The organism is Methanoplanus limicola DSM 2279 (assembly GCF_000243255.1).
Classification (GTDB): domain Archaea; phylum Halobacteriota; class Methanomicrobia; order Methanomicrobiales; family Methanomicrobiaceae; genus Methanoplanus; species Methanoplanus limicola.
In genome coordinates this window covers 2,768,094-2,785,606 of sequence record NZ_CM001436.1, presented here as the reverse complement: position 1 = coordinate 2,785,606, position 17,513 = coordinate 2,768,094, and the positions used below count along the sequence as shown (strand labels likewise).

18 protein-coding genes are annotated in these 17,513 nt (G+C 37.7%); 11 read left to right on the top strand and 7 right to left on the bottom strand.

Annotated elements, in window-relative coordinates; translation table 11 throughout:
• The first annotated feature begins 39 nt into the window (after positions 1 to 39).
• From METLIM_RS13170 to METLIM_RS13160, 3 genes are all read left to right on the top strand, one after another.
• Positions 40 to 363, top strand: a complete 324-nt coding sequence (locus METLIM_RS13170) for an IS66 family transposase zinc-finger binding domain-containing protein (protein ID WP_048146021.1) — start codon at positions 40 to 42, stop codon at positions 361 to 363.
• On the top strand, positions 360 to 1,103 hold the full coding sequence (locus METLIM_RS13165; protein WP_169312400.1) for an IS66 family transposase: 744 nt from the start codon (positions 360 to 362) through the stop codon (positions 1,101 to 1,103). Before METLIM_RS13170 ends, METLIM_RS13165 begins: the two co-directional genes overlap by 4 nt.
• Before the next feature lie 107 nt (positions 1,104 to 1,210).
• Positions 1,211 to 1,618 (top strand): hypothetical protein, encoded by a 408-nt coding sequence (locus METLIM_RS13160; protein ID WP_004079193.1) that lies wholly within the window; start codon positions 1,211 to 1,213, stop codon positions 1,616 to 1,618.
• A gap of 313 nt (positions 1,619 to 1,931) precedes the next feature.
• Here METLIM_RS13160 and METLIM_RS13155 read toward each other — a convergent pair whose 3' ends face one another.
• The 7 genes from METLIM_RS13155 to METLIM_RS13125 form a co-directional block, all read right to left on the bottom strand.
• Positions 1,932 to 3,098, bottom strand: a complete 1,167-nt coding sequence (locus tag METLIM_RS13155) for a glycosyltransferase family 4 protein (protein WP_004079192.1) — start codon at positions 3,096 to 3,098, stop codon at positions 1,932 to 1,934.
• Positions 3,099 to 3,113: 15 nt separating this feature from the next.
• Positions 3,114 to 4,367 (bottom strand): glycosyltransferase family 4 protein, encoded by a 1,254-nt coding sequence (locus METLIM_RS13150; protein WP_004079189.1) that lies wholly within the window; start codon positions 4,365 to 4,367, stop codon positions 3,114 to 3,116.
• Positions 4,368 to 4,452: 85 nt separating this feature from the next.
• Positions 4,453 to 4,707, bottom strand: a complete 255-nt coding sequence (locus tag METLIM_RS13145; protein ID WP_281034229.1) for a carbamoyltransferase C-terminal domain-containing protein — start codon at positions 4,705 to 4,707, stop codon at positions 4,453 to 4,455.
• Positions 4,704 to 5,753 (bottom strand): DUF354 domain-containing protein, encoded by a 1,050-nt coding sequence (locus METLIM_RS13140; RefSeq protein WP_004079187.1) that lies wholly within the window; start codon positions 5,751 to 5,753, stop codon positions 4,704 to 4,706. Before METLIM_RS13140 ends, METLIM_RS13145 begins: the two co-directional genes overlap by 4 nt.
• A gap of 3 nt (positions 5,754 to 5,756) precedes the next feature.
• Positions 5,757 to 6,785 (bottom strand): lipid II:glycine glycyltransferase FemX, encoded by a 1,029-nt coding sequence (locus METLIM_RS13135; protein WP_004079186.1) that lies wholly within the window; start codon positions 6,783 to 6,785, stop codon positions 5,757 to 5,759.
• Positions 6,782 to 7,375, bottom strand: coding sequence for a hypothetical protein (locus tag METLIM_RS13130; protein ID WP_052300928.1), 594 nt, complete (start codon positions 7,373 to 7,375; stop codon positions 6,782 to 6,784). Before METLIM_RS13130 ends, METLIM_RS13135 begins: the two co-directional genes overlap by 4 nt.
• A 273-nt stretch (positions 7,376 to 7,648) precedes the next feature.
• Positions 7,649 to 8,602: a glycosyltransferase family 2 protein gene (locus METLIM_RS13125; RefSeq protein WP_004079182.1), complete on the bottom strand. Its 954-nt coding sequence runs from the start codon at positions 8,600 to 8,602 to the stop codon at positions 7,649 to 7,651.
• Positions 8,603 to 9,391: 789 nt separating this feature from the next.
• On the opposite strand from METLIM_RS13125, the gene METLIM_RS13120 reads away from it, so the two are divergent.
• From METLIM_RS13120 to METLIM_RS13085, 8 genes are all read left to right on the top strand, one after another.
• Positions 9,392 to 9,988 (top strand): archaellin/type IV pilin N-terminal domain-containing protein, encoded by a 597-nt coding sequence (locus tag METLIM_RS13120; RefSeq protein ID WP_004079180.1) that lies wholly within the window; start codon positions 9,392 to 9,394, stop codon positions 9,986 to 9,988.
• A 13-nt stretch (positions 9,989 to 10,001) separates the two neighbouring features.
• Positions 10,002 to 10,616: an archaellin/type IV pilin N-terminal domain-containing protein gene (locus METLIM_RS13115; RefSeq protein ID WP_004079178.1), complete on the top strand. Its 615-nt coding sequence runs from the start codon at positions 10,002 to 10,004 to the stop codon at positions 10,614 to 10,616.
• Between the two features lie 601 nt (positions 10,617 to 11,217).
• A complete protein-coding gene (locus METLIM_RS13110; RefSeq protein ID WP_157202324.1) occupies positions 11,218 to 12,822 on the top strand; it encodes a hypothetical protein in 1,605 nt (534 codons plus the stop codon).
• A gap of 214 nt (positions 12,823 to 13,036) precedes the next feature.
• Positions 13,037 to 13,846 (top strand): hypothetical protein, encoded by an 810-nt coding sequence (locus METLIM_RS13105; protein ID WP_004079176.1) that lies wholly within the window; start codon positions 13,037 to 13,039, stop codon positions 13,844 to 13,846.
• A gap of 20 nt (positions 13,847 to 13,866) precedes the next feature.
• Positions 13,867 to 14,367 carry a flagellin gene (locus METLIM_RS13100; protein WP_004079175.1) on the top strand — a complete coding sequence of 167 codons (501 nt, stop codon included), beginning with the start codon at positions 13,867 to 13,869 and terminating at the stop codon, positions 14,365 to 14,367.
• 6 nt (positions 14,368 to 14,373) lie between these two features.
• Positions 14,374 to 14,838, top strand: coding sequence for a hypothetical protein (locus tag METLIM_RS13095; RefSeq protein ID WP_004079174.1), 465 nt, complete (start codon positions 14,374 to 14,376; stop codon positions 14,836 to 14,838).
• A 9-nt stretch (positions 14,839 to 14,847) separates the two neighbouring features.
• The gene (locus tag METLIM_RS13090; RefSeq protein WP_004079173.1) at positions 14,848 to 15,600 is read left to right on the top strand and encodes an ATPase domain-containing protein; all 753 of its coding nucleotides are present in this window, start codon (positions 14,848 to 14,850) and stop codon (positions 15,598 to 15,600) included.
• A 46-nt stretch (positions 15,601 to 15,646) separates the two neighbouring features.
• A complete protein-coding gene (locus METLIM_RS13085) occupies positions 15,647 to 17,509 on the top strand; it encodes a type II/IV secretion system ATPase subunit (protein ID WP_004079172.1) in 1,863 nt (620 codons plus the stop codon).
• Positions 17,510 to 17,513: the final 4 nt, after the last annotated feature.

The following is a 17,513-nucleotide window of genomic DNA, read 5'->3' as shown; positions in this document are numbered from 1 at the left end:
CCAAAACCGGAGAAGGTTGACATACATAAGACAATTGATGTGGCTGAATGCCCTTACTGCGGCAATACCAAATTGAGCAAAGTGCAGGAAGAAAGGACAAGAATTGTTGAGGATATCCCCATAGTTAAACCAATTGTTACAATGTATCATATCCCTCGGAGATATTGCTCAAAATGTAAAAAAATGGTTGAAGGAGAAGTTTTAGATGCTCTTCCAAACGCAAGGATAGGTTTAAGGGCTATGCTTACTGCGGTCTGGATGGATGTTGTAATGAAAGGTACTGCAGTTGGAATACCTAAAATATTTAAGAACTTTACCGGTTTAAAATCAGCACTGGTGAAGTCAAAAAAATGGGTGAATTGATTGCAAAGGAATTCTCTGAATATTATGAGGTTCTCAAAGAGATGGTCAGAGAAGCCGATGTCAGATACATGGATGAAACTTCCTGGAGAGAGAGTGGAATTAACAAATGGTTGTGGGTTTTTGTTGCGGAAGGTGTAGCACTATACATGATTGCAAAAACCCGCAGTCACAAGGAACCACTTTCTATTCTTGGAGAAAACCCAAAAGGAATAGATGTTCATGACCGATTCTCTGCGTATAATACATTGGCAAGAAAAACCGGAAACAGAGCACAACAGATTTGCTGGTTTCATCTTCTTGTAGATTCTAAAGATCTTTCAAAACTTTATGGTGAAGAGGGCAAACATATCCATGAAACAATGAAGTACATCCATGCTAAAGCAAAATCATTCGAGGGAAAAGGCCGCCCGGAGGATGTTGAAAATTTAATCTCAGAATTGCAGGATAAATTAGACCGACCTTATAAAAATTTAAAATGCAGGAAATTTGGGGAGAGTTTAAAGAGAGTTAAGGAAAAATTATTTCAGTTTGTGATTAATCCGAAAGTAGAGAGTACTAACAATAAAGCTGAAAGAGCTGTTAGGCCAATGACTGTAAAAAGGAAAATTTCCGGAGGAACGAGATCACCAGAAGGTTCTCGGACATTAGAAATACTTGCATCTGTACTTTTTACCAGTCAGAACAATGGTGCAGATTTAATTGAAGATTTGCTTAATTTGATTCATCCTTCACAACACTGAATATATACAAAAATATTCGATATCTTGTTAATACTGAGGTAAAAAAATATCCTTCATTGATTGTCAGAAGTTCGATCGTTTATATAAAACAAGAAAGATCTAAATTATTGGACGCTGTAGAGTTTTGCATATCCAATAATATTCCAATTTTAGATGTTCAGAATTATCTGCCAAGTGATATTAATGAAAGTAATAATTGTATTTTTGATGATGATATGGATGATATTGATTTTATCAATGGAGTCATAAATAGTAATATTGGAAAATTAATAATTAATCCTCCTGTTTATATTAAAAGAAATGATAAATTAGTTTCGGGTAATTGTTCAGCTTATTTTACTACATTAAGGGTTGATGGTTTTGGTAGCGTTGAAGGTTGTTGTAAAATGATGATTCCTAAACCTGGAAATGGGAATATTTTTAGTGATGAAGATGTTTGGAAAAATCCTTTTTTTATCTCTAAAAGGAATGATTACAAATATACTGGCCTTTCGCCCATTTCAAAAGGCAAATGATCAAATTGAATCTTAAATCCTCATATTTGGGATTAATTTATACATTAAGGCCATATGTGCCAGATTATAGGTGAAATTATTATTCATGAGAGAGTAAGATGATATTCTGGTTTTACTTATCACCTCTGGAAATTGAGATGTTTTTTGGGTGAAATGTGTGGCAAATTAGGACATTTGTATCAATCTCTGATTTAGGATCTCGGATCAGCGAAAGGGTAGAATATAATACAAATATTCCTGATTGTTGTCGTTTCTGTCCAGATTTTCAATAATGCAAATATCGTTTAAATTCTACCCATTTTATAGTGAGCGTTTACACATTATCATTATCATAAACTAAATCCTCAAGAGATCCTTTTAGCTTTTTCATCTTTACTGACCAGTCCAGATGTTCTATGGCATATTCACACATTTTTCGTGAGTTTTCTGGATTAACAAATATTCTCTCTGTAAAGGCAATGACCTGCTTTATGTCAATCAGAGATTCATTAGGAGGTAAATGGAGGATATAGGGAAAATCCTTTGGAAAATCAGGATCATCACATGCAATTACAAATGGCATCCCACGTGCGCAATATTCTCTTGCTTTCAATTCAGATGTCTGCTTTAATCCTTTTCGTTGAATCCCCAAACTTCCAACAGCAATGTGGCACTTATCAAACAGAATGTCTAAATCCTTTCCGGAAAGGAAACTATGGAAAATAACCTGATCTGAAATATTAAGATTTTTAGCCAGATTTTTAAGAACCGGAACTTCTGATCCATCTCCGGCAATATGCAGTACCACTTTTGTTGGACCTTTATATTCAGCCATTCCCCTGATCAATCTGTCAAGACCATGCCATGGGCTAACATTTGCAACACACAAAAGGTGAAGTTCATCACCGGAAAATTCTGGTGGATTCCGGATGGGAACTGAATTTATATCAAAGCCGTTTCCTATTGTAATGTGTGGTTTTGAAGGGTTGCCGGATCGGGATAGTTGATACTGGGTTATTTCTTCAGTTACTCCTACTATTCCGTCAGTGTATTTCCGGATGTCATTCCCAAAAAGATAATCAATCAGCAGATACCAGTATTTTTTCTTAGTTTTATATTCAAGTGGTTCAATGGTCTGGTATTCAATAACAATTTTGCATCTTCTTTTATTTTTTAAAATTCTTGAGATTTGAGGGGAAGGATATGGACTTCTCATGTATATTATGTCATCATGATTAAGAGACTGGATAAGATTCTCAAATTCAATATTTACTAATTTTTCCCTGTTTATTTTATTTGATATCCCTTTTTTATTGGTGCCTTTTAGTCTTACATTTTTTACATTAATTTCTGGATATTGAAACTCTTCGTTACCTAAGCAAATACAAAATAATGTACAGTTTACTCCAAGATCAGAGAGATTTTTTATCTGTGAGATTACTTTTTTATCTACTCCGGTTTTATTCCCGCCGGAGAATCTATAATAATAATAAATGTTCATTTTATCAGATATATTTTACTTTGTTGAATTTGTGAAAATATTGTTATTATAATTCTTAGATTTCCCTGTTAAATACTTCTCATATATTGCCATCAATTGATCTGCTATGTTAATCCATGTAAATATTTTTGAATATTCAATTATTTCATAATGGTTCCAGTTTTTTCCAAGCGAGGTTAAGATTTTTTCTGCAAGTTCATCCGATTTACCTCTCTCACTCAATAAACCATAATTGTTAGATATAATAATTTCTGGAATTCCACCAACTTTAGTTCCAACAAAAGGTTTACCACACCCCAGTGCTTCAAACATAACGGTGGGATTACCCTCATTCAGACTTGGAAGCACAAAAAGATCACATGCATTCATCCATAGTGGAATTTCATTATGTGGCCTGCCGCCTGCAAGTAAAACATAATCCTCCAGTCCAAGTTTTTTTATCTGGCGCTTAAGAGAATTATGCAGACTTCCGGAACCGACAATTATGCAAAGGATATCTTTTCTTTGCTGAATTACTTTATGTATTGCTTCTATAAGGTACTTATGGCCTTTTACAGGCTCAAGATTCCCTACCGTCAGAATTATTTTTTTGTCCAGTGGGAGTTTTAGTCTATTTCTACATTCTGTGGTATTACGTGGATAAAAGAGATCATTCCTAAACCCATTGGGTATAACACTAACGGGTGTGGATACATCCAACTGATTTATGAATTCAAGATTCTTGTTGCTGACAGTTATTATATGATCAGCAGTGTTGAGGACAGATTCTATTTTCTTTCTCCAATCATAATTTCTGAAGGGCAGGTCATAGATATCATAACCGTGAGCTGTGATTACTAATGGTTTATCATACTCTTCCTTAAGACGTGCACCTACATAACCGGCTGACCATGTGAAATGAGCATGTATTAAATCAAATGCTAAATTATTTTTCAGTATAGCCCTTTTAACTGATTTATAGTGTAAATTCCCGACATATTTGTATAAGTAATTTCCTGGCAAATAGTAAACATTGGTTGGCAATATCCGGATATTATCGATATTTCCTGAAGGGCACAGTTTATTTCTCTTTATATATTTGGAATATCTATTTACGGGAATTATTTTAGTTAATTCTGCGAATGGGTTTATTCTGACCAGCACATCAGTTCTGTTAAAATAGGGTGATATTAATTCCGTTGGGTCACGCTGGAAGAAATCATATGTGTGGCAGATTTCTAAAATATTTTTGTTAAATATCGGAAAAATCCCTTTTTTTTCATGAGTCATAATTATAATACAAAATATACTTCTATTTTTTACTGATCAAATAATTTCCAATAGCAACATAATCAAGACCGGAATTTTCAAATACCTACATGGTCTCATTTGGAGTATTAACTATTGGATAACCGTGCAAATTAAAGGATGTATTCAACAAAACAGCCCTATAAGTGAGTTTTTCAAAATATTCCAGAATCCTGAAGTAATTTTCATTATATTCTTTTTCAAAAATTTGTGCTCTTGCAGTATGATCAGCGTTATGGACTCCTGCCATAAATTCGGTTCTTAATTCAGTAGTATCAAATGAAAGCATCATGTATGGAGATTTAACTTTTTCTAATGTTATCTATTTTTTATTTCATTAATGCTCTGGGGATAATTTTCAATTAACCATATCATATACTTAGTAATGTCTGATTTATCCTCAAGAAGTTTTTCTCTTTTTATTTTCCATTCATGCTTCACATTTTTAAAATTTAATATATTTATACAATTTTCAATTAATGCTTCATTAGAATTACAGTTGAATATAAGATTATACTTTTTTTCAAGTTCTATAAAATTGCCCATGTCGTTATTTCCAACAAAACTGTTAGTCCGAACTGCAGGTGTTCCAAGCACTGCTGCTTCAGTTGTCATAGTTTGAGAGTCAGAAACAAGCAGGGTTGCATAATATAGAAGATCATGAATGTTTTCTGGTGGGAGAGATAAACGGTATTTTTCCAGTTCTTTTGGCAAAGGTGCTTCTGATGAAATGTATATTGTTGAATTTTTGCTCAATTCATCTATAAGTTGAATTTTTGATTTAGCACTCAAACCATTTTGTCCAAAATCATGGAATGCATTCCATGATACAAATCTTACGAGAACAAATTTTTCGTAAGGGTCAATACCATTTTTCTTTAATAACTCCGGATTGGGTTTGAAATAATTTGGATGTAAGTATGCTATCTCCTTGAAACTGTTTATTTTCAGAACTTTATCTCCATTTATTTTAAATCCGGAGAATCCACAAATTGTGTCTGTGAAATAATGATAATATGGGTATGAATATTCATCATCATCGAAATTAATACATTTTTTTCCCATTAATTTAGAAACATGGGCCGCTCTTATGGATCCAAATCCAAGAAATATATCGGGTTGAAAGTTTTTAACTAAAAGGTACATTTTAATATCTATTATTGGAACATTGAGTATTTTTTTGATTATTGATTTGCCATAGCTACCAAGAAAACAATACTCAAATTTATATTTTTTTAATAGATCTTCAGTAAGATCTTTTTTACTTGCTGTAATGAGAATATCATGCCCTTTTTTCTTCATTTCAAGAGTGAAATTTTTAAAAAAATGAACCTGTGCCGGATGATTAATGTCAATAACAATTCTCATATATTACCCCAGATGTGAGAAAATAGATTTACTAAAGGCTTTGTATATTGGCATAGGGATTACTCTGACGGCCTTATTCGCAAATTGTGAATATCCGGAATTACGATCTTTTAATGAGGAATTGGTATATTTGGGGTAATAGCTGTACCAAAGTTTTTTCTCCTGAGTGCCCCATCTTTCTTTGAATTTAATCAGGCCGGTGTTATCATAAGAAGTCCGGCCAAAATCATACATCTGATAACCATTTATACATGCATCTTCAATACTTTTCCAGATGAAAGCATTATATGGGTATAATTTAAGGTAATCCGGATTTGCAGCGCCGTAACCATAAATGACTTTATCCTTGTAATATAACATAATTCCTCCTCCAATTATATTTCCATTGTATTCTGAGAGGTACATTTTAACATGCCCCTCAAGAAAATCAAATAAATTCTTAAAGAAATCCCAGGGGTGGCAAGGTACGCCAAGGTTATGTTTTGTGATGCAGTTTAATTCATAAAATTCTTTTAGATCCTCAATGTTTATTGAAGAATTAACTTTCACTCCAAGTTTTTTTGCCTTATTTACGGCCCAGCGGACACTGCCTTTGTCCATTTTCTTCCATATTTCATCCAAGTTCTGAGATAATTCAATCTTGTGGGTGCAAAAAGTGCTCTTTCCTTCAAAAACGGAATTATTTATGCTATCCCTGATTTCAATTTTTCCAATATTTAGCTGCCTATTTAGATTAATTGCCTCATTAGTTAAGGCAGTGCATATGTAGTTGTCTCCGAGACAACCACACTCATGAGAAAAGGGAACTGAGCATAATCTGTTTCCTGTAAGTATGCTTTTCACATGGAATTGTGGTAACATTCCAGCTAATTGTCCATATTCATCGGTAGCGAAGATATAGTAGGGCTTGTAGCCAAATGTTTTCTCCAAAAATGTTTTCCATTCAGGAGTATGGTAGATGGTCGCGTTACTACAACAATTTATATACTTTCTCCATTCGTTTTCCGGGATTTGCCTTAATATTTTTCTCATTGTTGTATTGCCGCAATAATAGTTTTTCCGGCATTTATCAAATTGTCCTGAAGATAACTGGAAATCCAGTTAAAATAATTTTTTGTCCACCTTTCCGGGTGTATATTCAAATACAGGTAACTTTCTTCGGCGGATTTAATCAGGTTAATCAGGTCATCTGTTGTTTCTACGGAATATGTTTGGGGAACAGACATAAAGTCCCTCAGGGAGTTTTTGTTACTCCAGTTTCGACCCGTATCTGTAAAATATTGTATTTTCTGTTCATCTATTGAAAGGTACGCTTCTCCTTCAATTCCATAATCATGGAAATCATAATATTTCCAGAGTTCGCGATTGTCATATCCTGAGAGTGGTTTACCATGCATACAAATAGTTTTGATTTCATGAATTTTTTTGAATTCATTGAGTTCCTCTTCGAAGAGTTTTATTGCTACTTTAGGTTCTCCCCTGGCCTTGCTTAGTGTTTCGTAATGGTAACCAACTTCATGACCAAGCTCATGAATTTTACTGATAATATCCGGTTTAAATGTATATGGATGCCTGAAATAGTATGAAGAACGTATTCCCAGATCATGTTCAATTTCAGCCATAATAAGGGAGTTCTTGATTTTCCGGTCAACATCATGACGGATTATGCAGATTCTGGCATCTATTTTTCTATGTACTGTATAATAAGAGATATTTTCTAAACAGTTAATATCTTCATTAATTTTCTTAAAATTAATTAGAAAATCATAAAATGTGCAGGTGGAGTAATTACGTTGGATAGCGTTGCATAGTTCTGTATATTTTTCAAGAGTAAAATCTAGAGTCATATTATTTCAAACTATAAATAAAGGTATTAGATTTTTGATTCTTGCCAATCAGTACCACCCGCCCGCTCTCTCCTGCTGCATGTCAAAGAGCATTGCAAACAAAACAAACATCATTCCAAGCATAAATACAAGTAATGCAAGGCCGCCATGGACAAAGAGGACATTATTCATAAGAATATATTTTTCATACAGGCTGTAAAGTCCTCCAAAGAATCCAAGAATGGTGAATATCGATCCAAAGAAATAAAAGAATACCAGTGGATGAAAACTCATCAGAACATACTTATTCTTCATTCTCCACAAAAATCCGGAGAACAACAACCATGAAACCTTCACAATATAAGAACTGTACCTTATTCCGGATTTCTCAAGCCCGTACCTTGCAGGGTGCGGGACATTGATCACCCTGAAACCAAATACATTCAGTTTAATCAGGAGATCATTACAATACCCATATCTTGTATATATCTGTGACAGTGGTATCGTCTCAAGCGCCCTCTTTGATATTGCAGTATAACCATTCTGTGGATCCATCATCTGCCAGTATCCGGATGCGATCTTTGTCAGAAGTGTAAGGGTTGCATTGCCGGCAAATCTCCACCTGCTCATATTGGCCCTGAATTTCTCATTGATAAGCCTGTTTCCGACAGTATAGTCCGCCCTCTCACTGACGATTGGATTTAATAATTCCGGCAGGAATGCAGGGTCCATCTGGTTGTCTCCGGCCATTACAGCAATAATATCCATCCCCTCCGCAAGCGCGGCTTTATACCCGGTAATTATCGAAGCTCCCACTCCTGAATTAATTTCATGCCGGATATTAACTATCCTTGCGTCCTTCCTTGTGCAGTCATCAATACGCTCCGCCGTTTTATCTGTAGAGCAGTCATCCACCACATAAATCCGGTTGACAAACTCCGGCATTGTCTCAAGCGTAGGACCAATTAATAATTCCTCGTTGTATGCCGGAACAACTACTCCGATTTTTCTTTCTTTATACATGTTCTCTGGACTATTTTCCTTTAATTTCTGTTATATGCTGTAATCAATGGCTGGTTTATATATGTGCCCGTTCTGAGATATATCTTATTTTTGAAATTTATTTTATCTCTGAATTGTATTTATCGGCTCTCTTCTGAACTTTATTTTTCTTTGGACCTGTTTACAAGTCCGTGCTGGCTAAGTCCGATGCCGGATATATCTCATGTACCTTTAGGGATTATTTGTAATAATAATTCCATTCTGACAATATCCCGCTGAATCAGATCTCCTGATTTACCCAAGAAATATTTATCACCTCCTCACATATACAGGCATCTGCGGGGAGTGGGCAGGTGCCCGCTTACCTTTGGCGCAAGTATTCTCTTTATCTGTATCTCTCTTTTATGTTTATTATTTAGATATTAAAGCCCATAACGGCTTTTATGAAATCTGTGTTCACATCATACTCTGATATTTATATTTGTGGGTTTTCGGATATTCATACTGCTCTACAGGAAGTATTATATATTATTTCTGTATTGATTTACCGTAGAGATTATTTCATCCTGTGTATGATCTGCGGGTGTCCCGCTGACTTGGCATTAATGGAAATATGGTTTCTTAAATCCCTGTTTGATTGAAACATTATTTCCCAACATTTGTTTTATTATGTTGATCACGTAATTATTGGCACCATATTTTTTTGTTCAATGAAATAACTTTTTAAAGTATGCCGTTATTAATAACTATTGATAGATATTGGAGGGATCCAATAGTCTCTCGAAATGGAATTATAATGGAGGAATAGTAATGTTAAAAATAAGAAATGATGAAGCATTTACCGGTCTTGAGGCCGCAATTGTGCTTATCGCATTCGTTGTCGTCGCCGCAGTGTTCTCGTACGTAGTGCTCGGCGCCGGTTTCTTCACAACCCAGAAATCACAGGAAGTTGTGTATACGAGTGTCGATCAGGCAAGTTCAAGTATCGAAATACTTGGAGATGTATATGGTGAGGCAGCAACTCCTGCTAATGGAATTGATACAATAAGATTTACTGTTGGTTTAACTGCTGGTGGTTCTTCGGTCGATTTCGCACAGACCACAATTACATTCTCTGATGAAGAGGCTGTTATAAGACTTGACGGTCCAGATACTACAATTGCTAATGCACACTATGCTGCCGGTCAGTGGAATGTTGTAAGCGCAGCTAATCAGGCAACTGTTTCTGCTACAAAGTATCTGCTTGAAGGAAATGAACAGTTTACAATAAAAGTGGGTGTACCTACAGGATATTTAATTGGTGCTAATGAAGAATTTAGTCTTAATATGAGGCCTGCTGTTGGTACTGCATACACGATTTCAAGAACTGCTCCTGCAAATATTAAATCAGTAAATGTTCTTTACTAAGGTGGTGTTATAAATGTCAAAACTAATAAAATCAGATGAAGCATTTACCGGTCTTGAAGCTGCAATTGTACTTATTGCATTTGTCGTTGTTGCTGCAGTATTCTCATATGTGGTTCTCGGCGCCGGTTTCTTCACAACTCAGAAATCACAGGAAGTAGTCTATTCCAGTGTAGATATGGCATCTTCCAGTATGGAAGTATTGGGTGATGTGTATGGTCACAACCCTGATAGTAAAGAGTCAATTTCAGCAATTGAGTTTGTTGTAGGTTTGACCGCTGGTGGAAGCCCTGTTGATCTTTCAAAGACCACAATGGTATTTAAGAATGATAGGACAATCTTAGATCTGGAGAGGTCTACGATGACAGCATCTGATGCAATGGTTACAAAAGGTGAACTTAGTTCTGGGGAGTGGGGTATTATCTATATGGCCAATGCAGATGATTCGTCAGCACTTCTTGAAAACCAGAAGCAGTTTACGATCTACGCAAAGAATTATAAGGACAATGTTAATCAGTACATAGGTGCAAATGAAGCATTCAGTCTTGAGCTTAAACCTCCGACTGGTGCGTCATATGGTATTAAGAGAACTGCTCCTGCAAGAATTAAGCAGGTGAATCTCTTATACTGAGAGCATCTTTAAAATTCTTTTTTTTATTATATATGTTGATAATATTTTACAATAATGACTCGATTATCTTGTAACTGAATTTTCCTGTCATTATATCTACTAAAAAAATTATTATGGGTCTCATTTTGAAATACTAGTTTTTACTGGTCCGATAACTTAGATTATGCTTTATTCCTGACAAAATCAACAGCTTCGTGTAATTATACTGCAATTAATATGGTTCTATAAATATTAGTTCTAATTATTCTGATATTTTTGAATCTATGATTAATGATATATTTCTTAATGACATTTTATATGGTGAGTGAATTTTTTGAAAAATGAAGGTAAGGATGATATATTATCTGTTTCTGATAAAATAAACAGATTAGCAGATCATAATTTATTGATAATTTTAGTATTTTTTATAGGATTATTTTTCATAATGACTTTTTCAAATCCGGCCATTTTCATCAATGATGAATGGATAACTGTAAATCAGTTAAATCAGCTGGATAGAGGTCAGCAGTTAATATATAATGAGGGAAAATACGGAACCTTTCTTAATGGTACTCCGGGTTTATACTTTTCATCGCGTAACAACCTCCTCGGTTATTCTTTAATGCTCCCTGTACTGTCGCTCCCCGCACTGAAATTATTCAGTCTGTTCGGTGAACAGTTCAGGTTCTTCATAGTTCTGCTCTGGAGTTTAATACCGATAGCAATGGTATTTCTGGTTGAGAAATACAGGCCTAAGTGGCTTAAGATTGGTGAAATCTCTCTCAAATGGCCGGTAATAATCACAGCATTTGCATTTATGCTCCTGAATATCCTGCTATATTATCCATTCAAATTCGGAACGTGGGATTCACCGCAGGAAGTTGCAGCGGTTGTATTTACTAATCATATACTCTTCGCATTAACCGCGGTTGCAATATTTCTCATCTGCCGGTATATGTTTAAGAATGACTGGTATTCGGTATTCGGAACAATTGCCTGCATGTCGTGCTCATCGTACCTCTTCTGGGCAGCAAACTGCAAGGATCATATGCTTACAGTTGCATTCACTGCATTTGTGATTCTCTTTATGGTGAGATACATCACATCCGGAAAAGTGCTGGATGCATTCTTTGCATTCTTCTTAATGGGCATGCTTGCCTGGGCACGTCCGGAGGTCGGCGCGGCAGTATTTGTATTCTCACTTGTATACTATCTTGGCTACAATCTGTACAAAAAAGAGAACCGCTCTGAATTTTTCAGGCTGAAGATATTTGCACCACTGTTCACCGTTCTCGGTGCAGTTCCGTTCTTCATAAATAATCTCTACGTAACCGGAAATCCGCTTGTTCCGACATTTTATGTATATCTCCAGAAGCATCTCTCGGCAGTGGACGTCAATGGGAATGTAATCGGAAGCAGTACAATCAATAATGTTTCATACTCAGTCCCGGCACCATCGGGTGGAATTGACAGTTTTGTAAATATAATTCAGAACCAGATGGGATTTCAGGTTACTACTCTCATATATGATATATTCGGAGTTTTACTGAAGCCTGAATCCGAAAATATCGGGGTGGGTGTTGTCTGCCCGCTGCTATTCATCGGAATTGTAATTCTGCCGGTATTATATTTCAGGAATAAGTCCATATTCTCAGACAAGGACATATCATTAATCATATTCCTCCTGTTTGCAGCAGTGGCAATCTGGGCAGCCTACTTCAACCGTATTCATGGTATGAATATAAGCCACGGCGTCATTCCGGACATTCGGTACATGACTCCTGCTTATCTTCCAATGGGGTTGTTGGGTATTTTTGGTGTATTTTCTGTCTTCCATAAAAACAAAAACACTGAAACGATTAATGAGAAAAAGATTACTCTTGCAATGGTTGCCTCGGCATTAACTGTTGTTCCGCTTTTAATCATTGTTATGATCTTTAAGCATCCTTTTGGAGCCAATTATGGTGGTTACACATCTTTTTTCATGTATCTTGTGTATATCATGGTTTTTGTTACAATTATTGCTTTTATTCTTGTTGAAATGAAGATAATATCTGTCAAATGGTTTATAATTTCAATGGTTCTCTTAGTATCTATCCCTCTGGCATGGCAGATAGTTATGCTCTTCTTCTATTCAGAAGCTAAATTCAATGGTTATTCATTCTGGATTCCTTTTATTGAAAATCTTTATGACAGTTCAATAACTGTACAGAAAAAACCATTATAATTTTTTACAGGTCCCAAAACCCAAAATGTGCACTACTGTACAACCATAAAGTCAATCTGATCGCCTGACTGATACATCATCTGTGAAATTATACCGATATTACTCATTAATTACAGAGCAATTATTTCTCCGGCCCGGAAATTCACCCAATATTATTTCCCCCGGCCACTAACAATAAAGCTTTAAACCATAATAGAAAAATATATTCCTTAGCATGGCAGTTAACCAGTCGCAGGTAGATCACATTCTAAGCACAGCCTCGGCGGATGATCCTGATGTTAAACTACAAAACCTTCAGGATGAGGTTGACCTCCTTAAAAAATCTGTAAAGAAGCTATTAATAGATTTAAGAGAGAGAATGAACGAGCTTGACAACCCCTTCATTCTGAGCAACTACTCCGAAACCGCACTCGAAAGCCCGAAGAAGCAGAATGAACTTCCGGCAGCAGAAGAGGAAACCCCGGAAGAGACCCTTCCGGCAGTCCCCGGTGAAGAGGACATCACCCCGGCTCTTCCGGATAAGAACACCACAGATTCCCTCTCATCATCATTAAAAGATGAAGATCTCCTTGCAGCACTGCACAGGCAGATAGATGACATAAATAAAAATGCACCTGAAGTTTCAGAACAGGCAAAGGAAAAGCCTAAACTTCAGAAACTTCACAGGATATTTGAGTGGACCGCCCGCATGGTCAAAAAGTACGGCCATGACCGAATGGAAATAATGATGGAGTCATACCGTTCAATGGGCTATGTCTCGGACGAGTACTGCACGCAGATAAAAGACATCGCCCGCCTGATGCCGCAGTCAATAGGGGAATATCATGAGATCGGTTCAGAAGAATTCGTAGCCGAATTATATGTATTAAACAGAATTCTCTACCCTGATGACTCATCCCTTGACAGAGAGATGATAGATGTCATGATGGACAACAAGAGTATAGAAGACCTCGTAAAATCCAAAGGGAGTTCAAAGGGAGAGTCAATCGAAGAGGACTGGATCGATATGCTTGAAGAGATTTAATATTACGCCTGTAAGAGATAATGTCGAGTGAAACCTTTGCCACAGCCATATTTCTGATAACAGCAATAGTAGCTGCGGCAGTGCTTGTCAATGCATTCTTTCCCGTAATCTATCAGGCAACATCAACATTCAGTGACTCTTCACAGTCGGCAGACGAACGGATGCGTACAGAAATAAAGATCATCAACACATTTGCCGTAAGTCCGGATGCTAAAATCTGGATAAAAAATATCGGTTCTGCAAGAGTTCCAAAATCAAATCTTGATATGTCAGACGTATTTTTCGGAGAAGAGGGTGACTATGATATCCTCATATTTGACCCTGACGGGACACCTGCCGACGGTGAATGGAGTTATTCTGTAATAGAAAGTACAGAGAATAACTACTGGGACCAGAGGGAAACCTTAGAGATAGAGATTAACTCAGCATCGATTCCTGCCGGCGAAGGCAATTATCTCTACTTTCAGCTGGCCCTCCCAAACGGCGTAACAGTATCACGGACATATACCACCAGTGGTTAGATAACAATGGCAAGCGCTTCACTTATTGCAACTGCATTTGCTCTCATAATGCTGATAATTACCGCATATTTTCTGGTAGGGGTAGTGCTTACCACAGCCCAGGTTGTCTCATATGCCCAGACAGACCAGGTGAATCAGCAGGAGCTGAGAATGAGGACATCACTCTCAATAAATACAGCCAGTATATCCTCAGGTAACCTTACCCTTGATATTGAAAATACGGGCAGCACAATAATTGAGGACTTTGAGTACATTGACGTGTACACAGTCAATTCAAGTACAGAACCTCCTATATACTATCCAATGGGCGAGGGCAGCTGGGCAATTGTATCCATAATTCCGGATATAATCAACCCCGGCCTTCTCGACCCTGATGAAGTGATGCAGGTCAATATAACATACACCGGTGACGAACCGGTATGGGCAAAAATGGCAACTCCGAACGGAATTTCAGTATCAGCATATATATAGGTGGCAGAGATGTTTGACGAAGAAGAAAAAAGAGGATCCCTTGGAGATATAATCGGGGGCAGTGACAGACAGATTTTGTCAACCGGAAATCCGGAGATCGACAAGAAACTTGCAGACGGACTGCCGCTTGAGTCACTCACTCTGATTGAAGGTGAAAACGATACCGGCAAGAGTGTCATGACACAGCAGATAATCTGGGGTGCAATGAAAGCCAGCCTGAACGTGGACCTCTACACTTCAGAGAACACATCCAAGAGTTTCTTAAACCAGATGAACTCCATGAGCCTTGATATATCAGATTATTATGCCTGGGGCTATCTGAGAATATACCCCATGCACACAATCGGATTTGAATGGGGCGAAGAGGAGATGCAGGGAATATTAAAGAAGATTATCCGTAAGATCCAGAGCAGTGATGCGGATGTCATCATCATTGACTCACTGACACTCCTGACAGAATCAACATCTCAGACCGATCTGCTTGCATTTTTAACAAACTGCAAGAATCTCGTTGACCATGGAAAAACAATCCTTATAACTCTGCACACATATGCCTTTGAAGAGGACACACTTGTCAGGATACGTTCAATCTGTGATGCACATTTATTCATGAAAAAGGCCCTTGTCGGGGATAAATACGTTATGGTTATGGAAGTAATCAAAGTCAGGGGAGCCAGAAAGACTACAGGAAACGTTGTCTCGTTTGAGGTTCACCCCGGATACGGAATGAAGATAATTCCGATGTCAGTTGCAAGAGTATGATATACTCCGGTAATCAGATATGTCAGCACCAATATTGAGGTAGTACATGGGTTCACTGAGTGCAAATATTAACCTTCCTTTCAAACCGGAAGAGGTGGATGAAGATGATGACATCTATTCAGATTATGAATCATCAGCACTCTACAGGATGCTGCCTGCCAATGCAAAGGAATATGTCGCACAGAGTCCGCACCTCCTTGAATATCTCCAGATTTTTCCCGTAAATTTATTCGGTATCCCGCTATTCTTCTCAGAATTAAAGAGAGAACTTAAAGGGATGGATAACCCGAATATCATCTACCCCGTGGATGAGTTTACATTTATTCATATCTTTGCTGACCAGGACGATGTAAGAAATTTTTACATCCCTATCGAACCCTCATTCATGCACTCGGTTGCCGAGGCAATGCCTCTCATTGAGAAAAAACTGGTTGATATAGTCGATGTCCTGGAAGAAGATCCCGTCACAGAAGAAGAGAGGATTGAGGTACTGAAGAGAGTACTTAAGGAAGTTATATACATCAAATCTCCGGAGGAGAACATCGCGGCACTGACTGGCGGCACCCATGGAGAGTCAGAAAGCCTTAAAGATAAAATAATCGGGTTTTTAAATAAAGACTTTTCATCCAAAGATGACCTTGATGCCATTGTAAAGAGCAAAATTCCGGTGACGTCCGACGGAAAGATAATTCTCTCACTTGCCGAGTACCGCTCAATTGAATACCTGATGATAAGGGACAAAATCCAGATGGGGATATTAAAACCATTCCTCTCTGACCCTTATATTGAGGATATCACCTGTGACGGTGTCGGGCCGATATTTATTGAACACAAGATATTCAAAGGAATTAAATCTGCTGTAGAGTTCAAATATTCCGATGACATAGATGACTTTGTCATAAAGATGGCAGAGAGAATAAAAAGGCCGATCACATACAGAAACCCTATCGTCGATGCCACACTTCCGGACGGCTCCCGTATCAACATCGTCTACGGTACAGAAGTATCAAAGCACGGGAGTAATTTTACCATACGTAAATTCTCCGAAGAACCTGCAAGTATAGTGCAGCTTGTAGAATGGAAGACTACAGATTATATGGTTGCCGGATATCTCTGGATCTGTATTGAATTCGGCATGTCTCTCTTTATGAGCGGTGAGACCGCCAGCGGTAAGACGACAAGCCTGAACGCCCTCACCACCTTCATTGCCCCGGAATCAAAGATTGTGACGATTGAGGATACCCCTGAACTTACTGTCCCGCATAAGAACTGGACAAGGGAGGTCTCAAAAGGAAAAGGAAAGGGTGAAGGAGAGAGCGGCGAGGTTACAATGTTTGACCTTCTCCGTGCAGCTCTTCGTCAGAGGCCCAATTACATCCTTGTCGGTGAGATTCGTGGTTCTGAAGGAGCAGTCGCTTTTGGTGCAATGCAGACAGGTCACCCTGTAATGAGCACTTTCCACGCTGCATCGGTTGAAAAGCTCATCCAGCGTCTCTGCAGTGACCCTATCAACATCCCGATGACTCATGTCGATAACCTCAATCTTGTTATCATCCAGAGCGCGGTCAGAAGACCTAACGGTGATATGGTCAGGAGAATGCTGAGCGTCAACGAACTTGTCGGTTATGACCCCGAAAGTGGCGGTTTCTCCTTCGTCTCGATGTTTATCTGGAATCCGATAACCGATGAGTTTGACTTCCCTGGAAAGGGCAGCAGCTATCTTCTTGAAAATAAGATTGCAACCCTCCTTGGTATTCCGGACAACAAAAAATCCGATATGTATTTTGAGGTTGAGAAGAGGGCAAGAATTCTTCAGAGACTTCATAAGGCCGGCTATACAAGATTCTGGGACCTTTACCATATGATGACGAAGGTAAAGAAGCAGGGACTGATAAAAATCGAGGTATAACCGG

What these genes read in the sequence shown, in the direction of transcription:
- METLIM_RS13130 (WP_052300928.1), bottom strand. Translation starts at nt 7,375, where the DNA reads ATGGCTGAAATTGAACATGATCTGGGAATACGTTCTTCATACTATTTC.
- METLIM_RS13115 (WP_004079178.1), top strand. Translation starts at nt 10,002, where the DNA reads ATGTCAAAACTAATAAAATCAGATGAAGCATTTACCGGTCTTGAAGCT.
- METLIM_RS13105 (WP_004079176.1), top strand. Translation starts at nt 13,037, where the DNA reads ATGGCAGTTAACCAGTCGCAGGTAGATCACATTCTAAGCACAGCCTCG.
- METLIM_RS13110 (WP_157202324.1), top strand. Translation starts at nt 11,218, where the DNA reads ATGCTCCCTGTACTGTCGCTCCCCGCACTGAAATTATTCAGTCTGTTC.
- METLIM_RS13095 (WP_004079174.1), top strand. Translation starts at nt 14,374, where the DNA reads ATGGCAAGCGCTTCACTTATTGCAACTGCATTTGCTCTCATAATGCTG.
- METLIM_RS13125 (WP_004079182.1), bottom strand. Translation starts at nt 8,602, where the DNA reads ATGTATAAAGAAAGAAAAATCGGAGTAGTTGTTCCGGCATACAACGAG.
- METLIM_RS13120 (WP_004079180.1), top strand. Translation starts at nt 9,392, where the DNA reads ATGTTAAAAATAAGAAATGATGAAGCATTTACCGGTCTTGAGGCCGCA.
- METLIM_RS13085 (WP_004079172.1), top strand. Translation starts at nt 15,647, where the DNA reads ATGGGTTCACTGAGTGCAAATATTAACCTTCCTTTCAAACCGGAAGAG.
- METLIM_RS13135 (WP_004079186.1), bottom strand. Translation starts at nt 6,785, where the DNA reads ATGAGAAAAATATTAAGGCAAATCCCGGAAAACGAATGGAGAAAGTAT.
- METLIM_RS13150 (WP_004079189.1), bottom strand. Translation starts at nt 4,367, where the DNA reads ATGACTCATGAAAAAAAAGGGATTTTTCCGATATTTAACAAAAATATT.
- METLIM_RS13090 (WP_004079173.1), top strand. Translation starts at nt 14,848, where the DNA reads ATGTTTGACGAAGAAGAAAAAAGAGGATCCCTTGGAGATATAATCGGG.
- METLIM_RS13140 (WP_004079187.1), bottom strand. Translation starts at nt 5,753, where the DNA reads ATGAGAATTGTTATTGACATTAATCATCCGGCACAGGTTCATTTTTTT.
- METLIM_RS13155 (WP_004079192.1), bottom strand. Translation starts at nt 3,098, where the DNA reads ATGAACATTTATTATTATTATAGATTCTCCGGCGGGAATAAAACCGGA.
- METLIM_RS13100 (WP_004079175.1), top strand. Translation starts at nt 13,867, where the DNA reads ATGTCGAGTGAAACCTTTGCCACAGCCATATTTCTGATAACAGCAATA.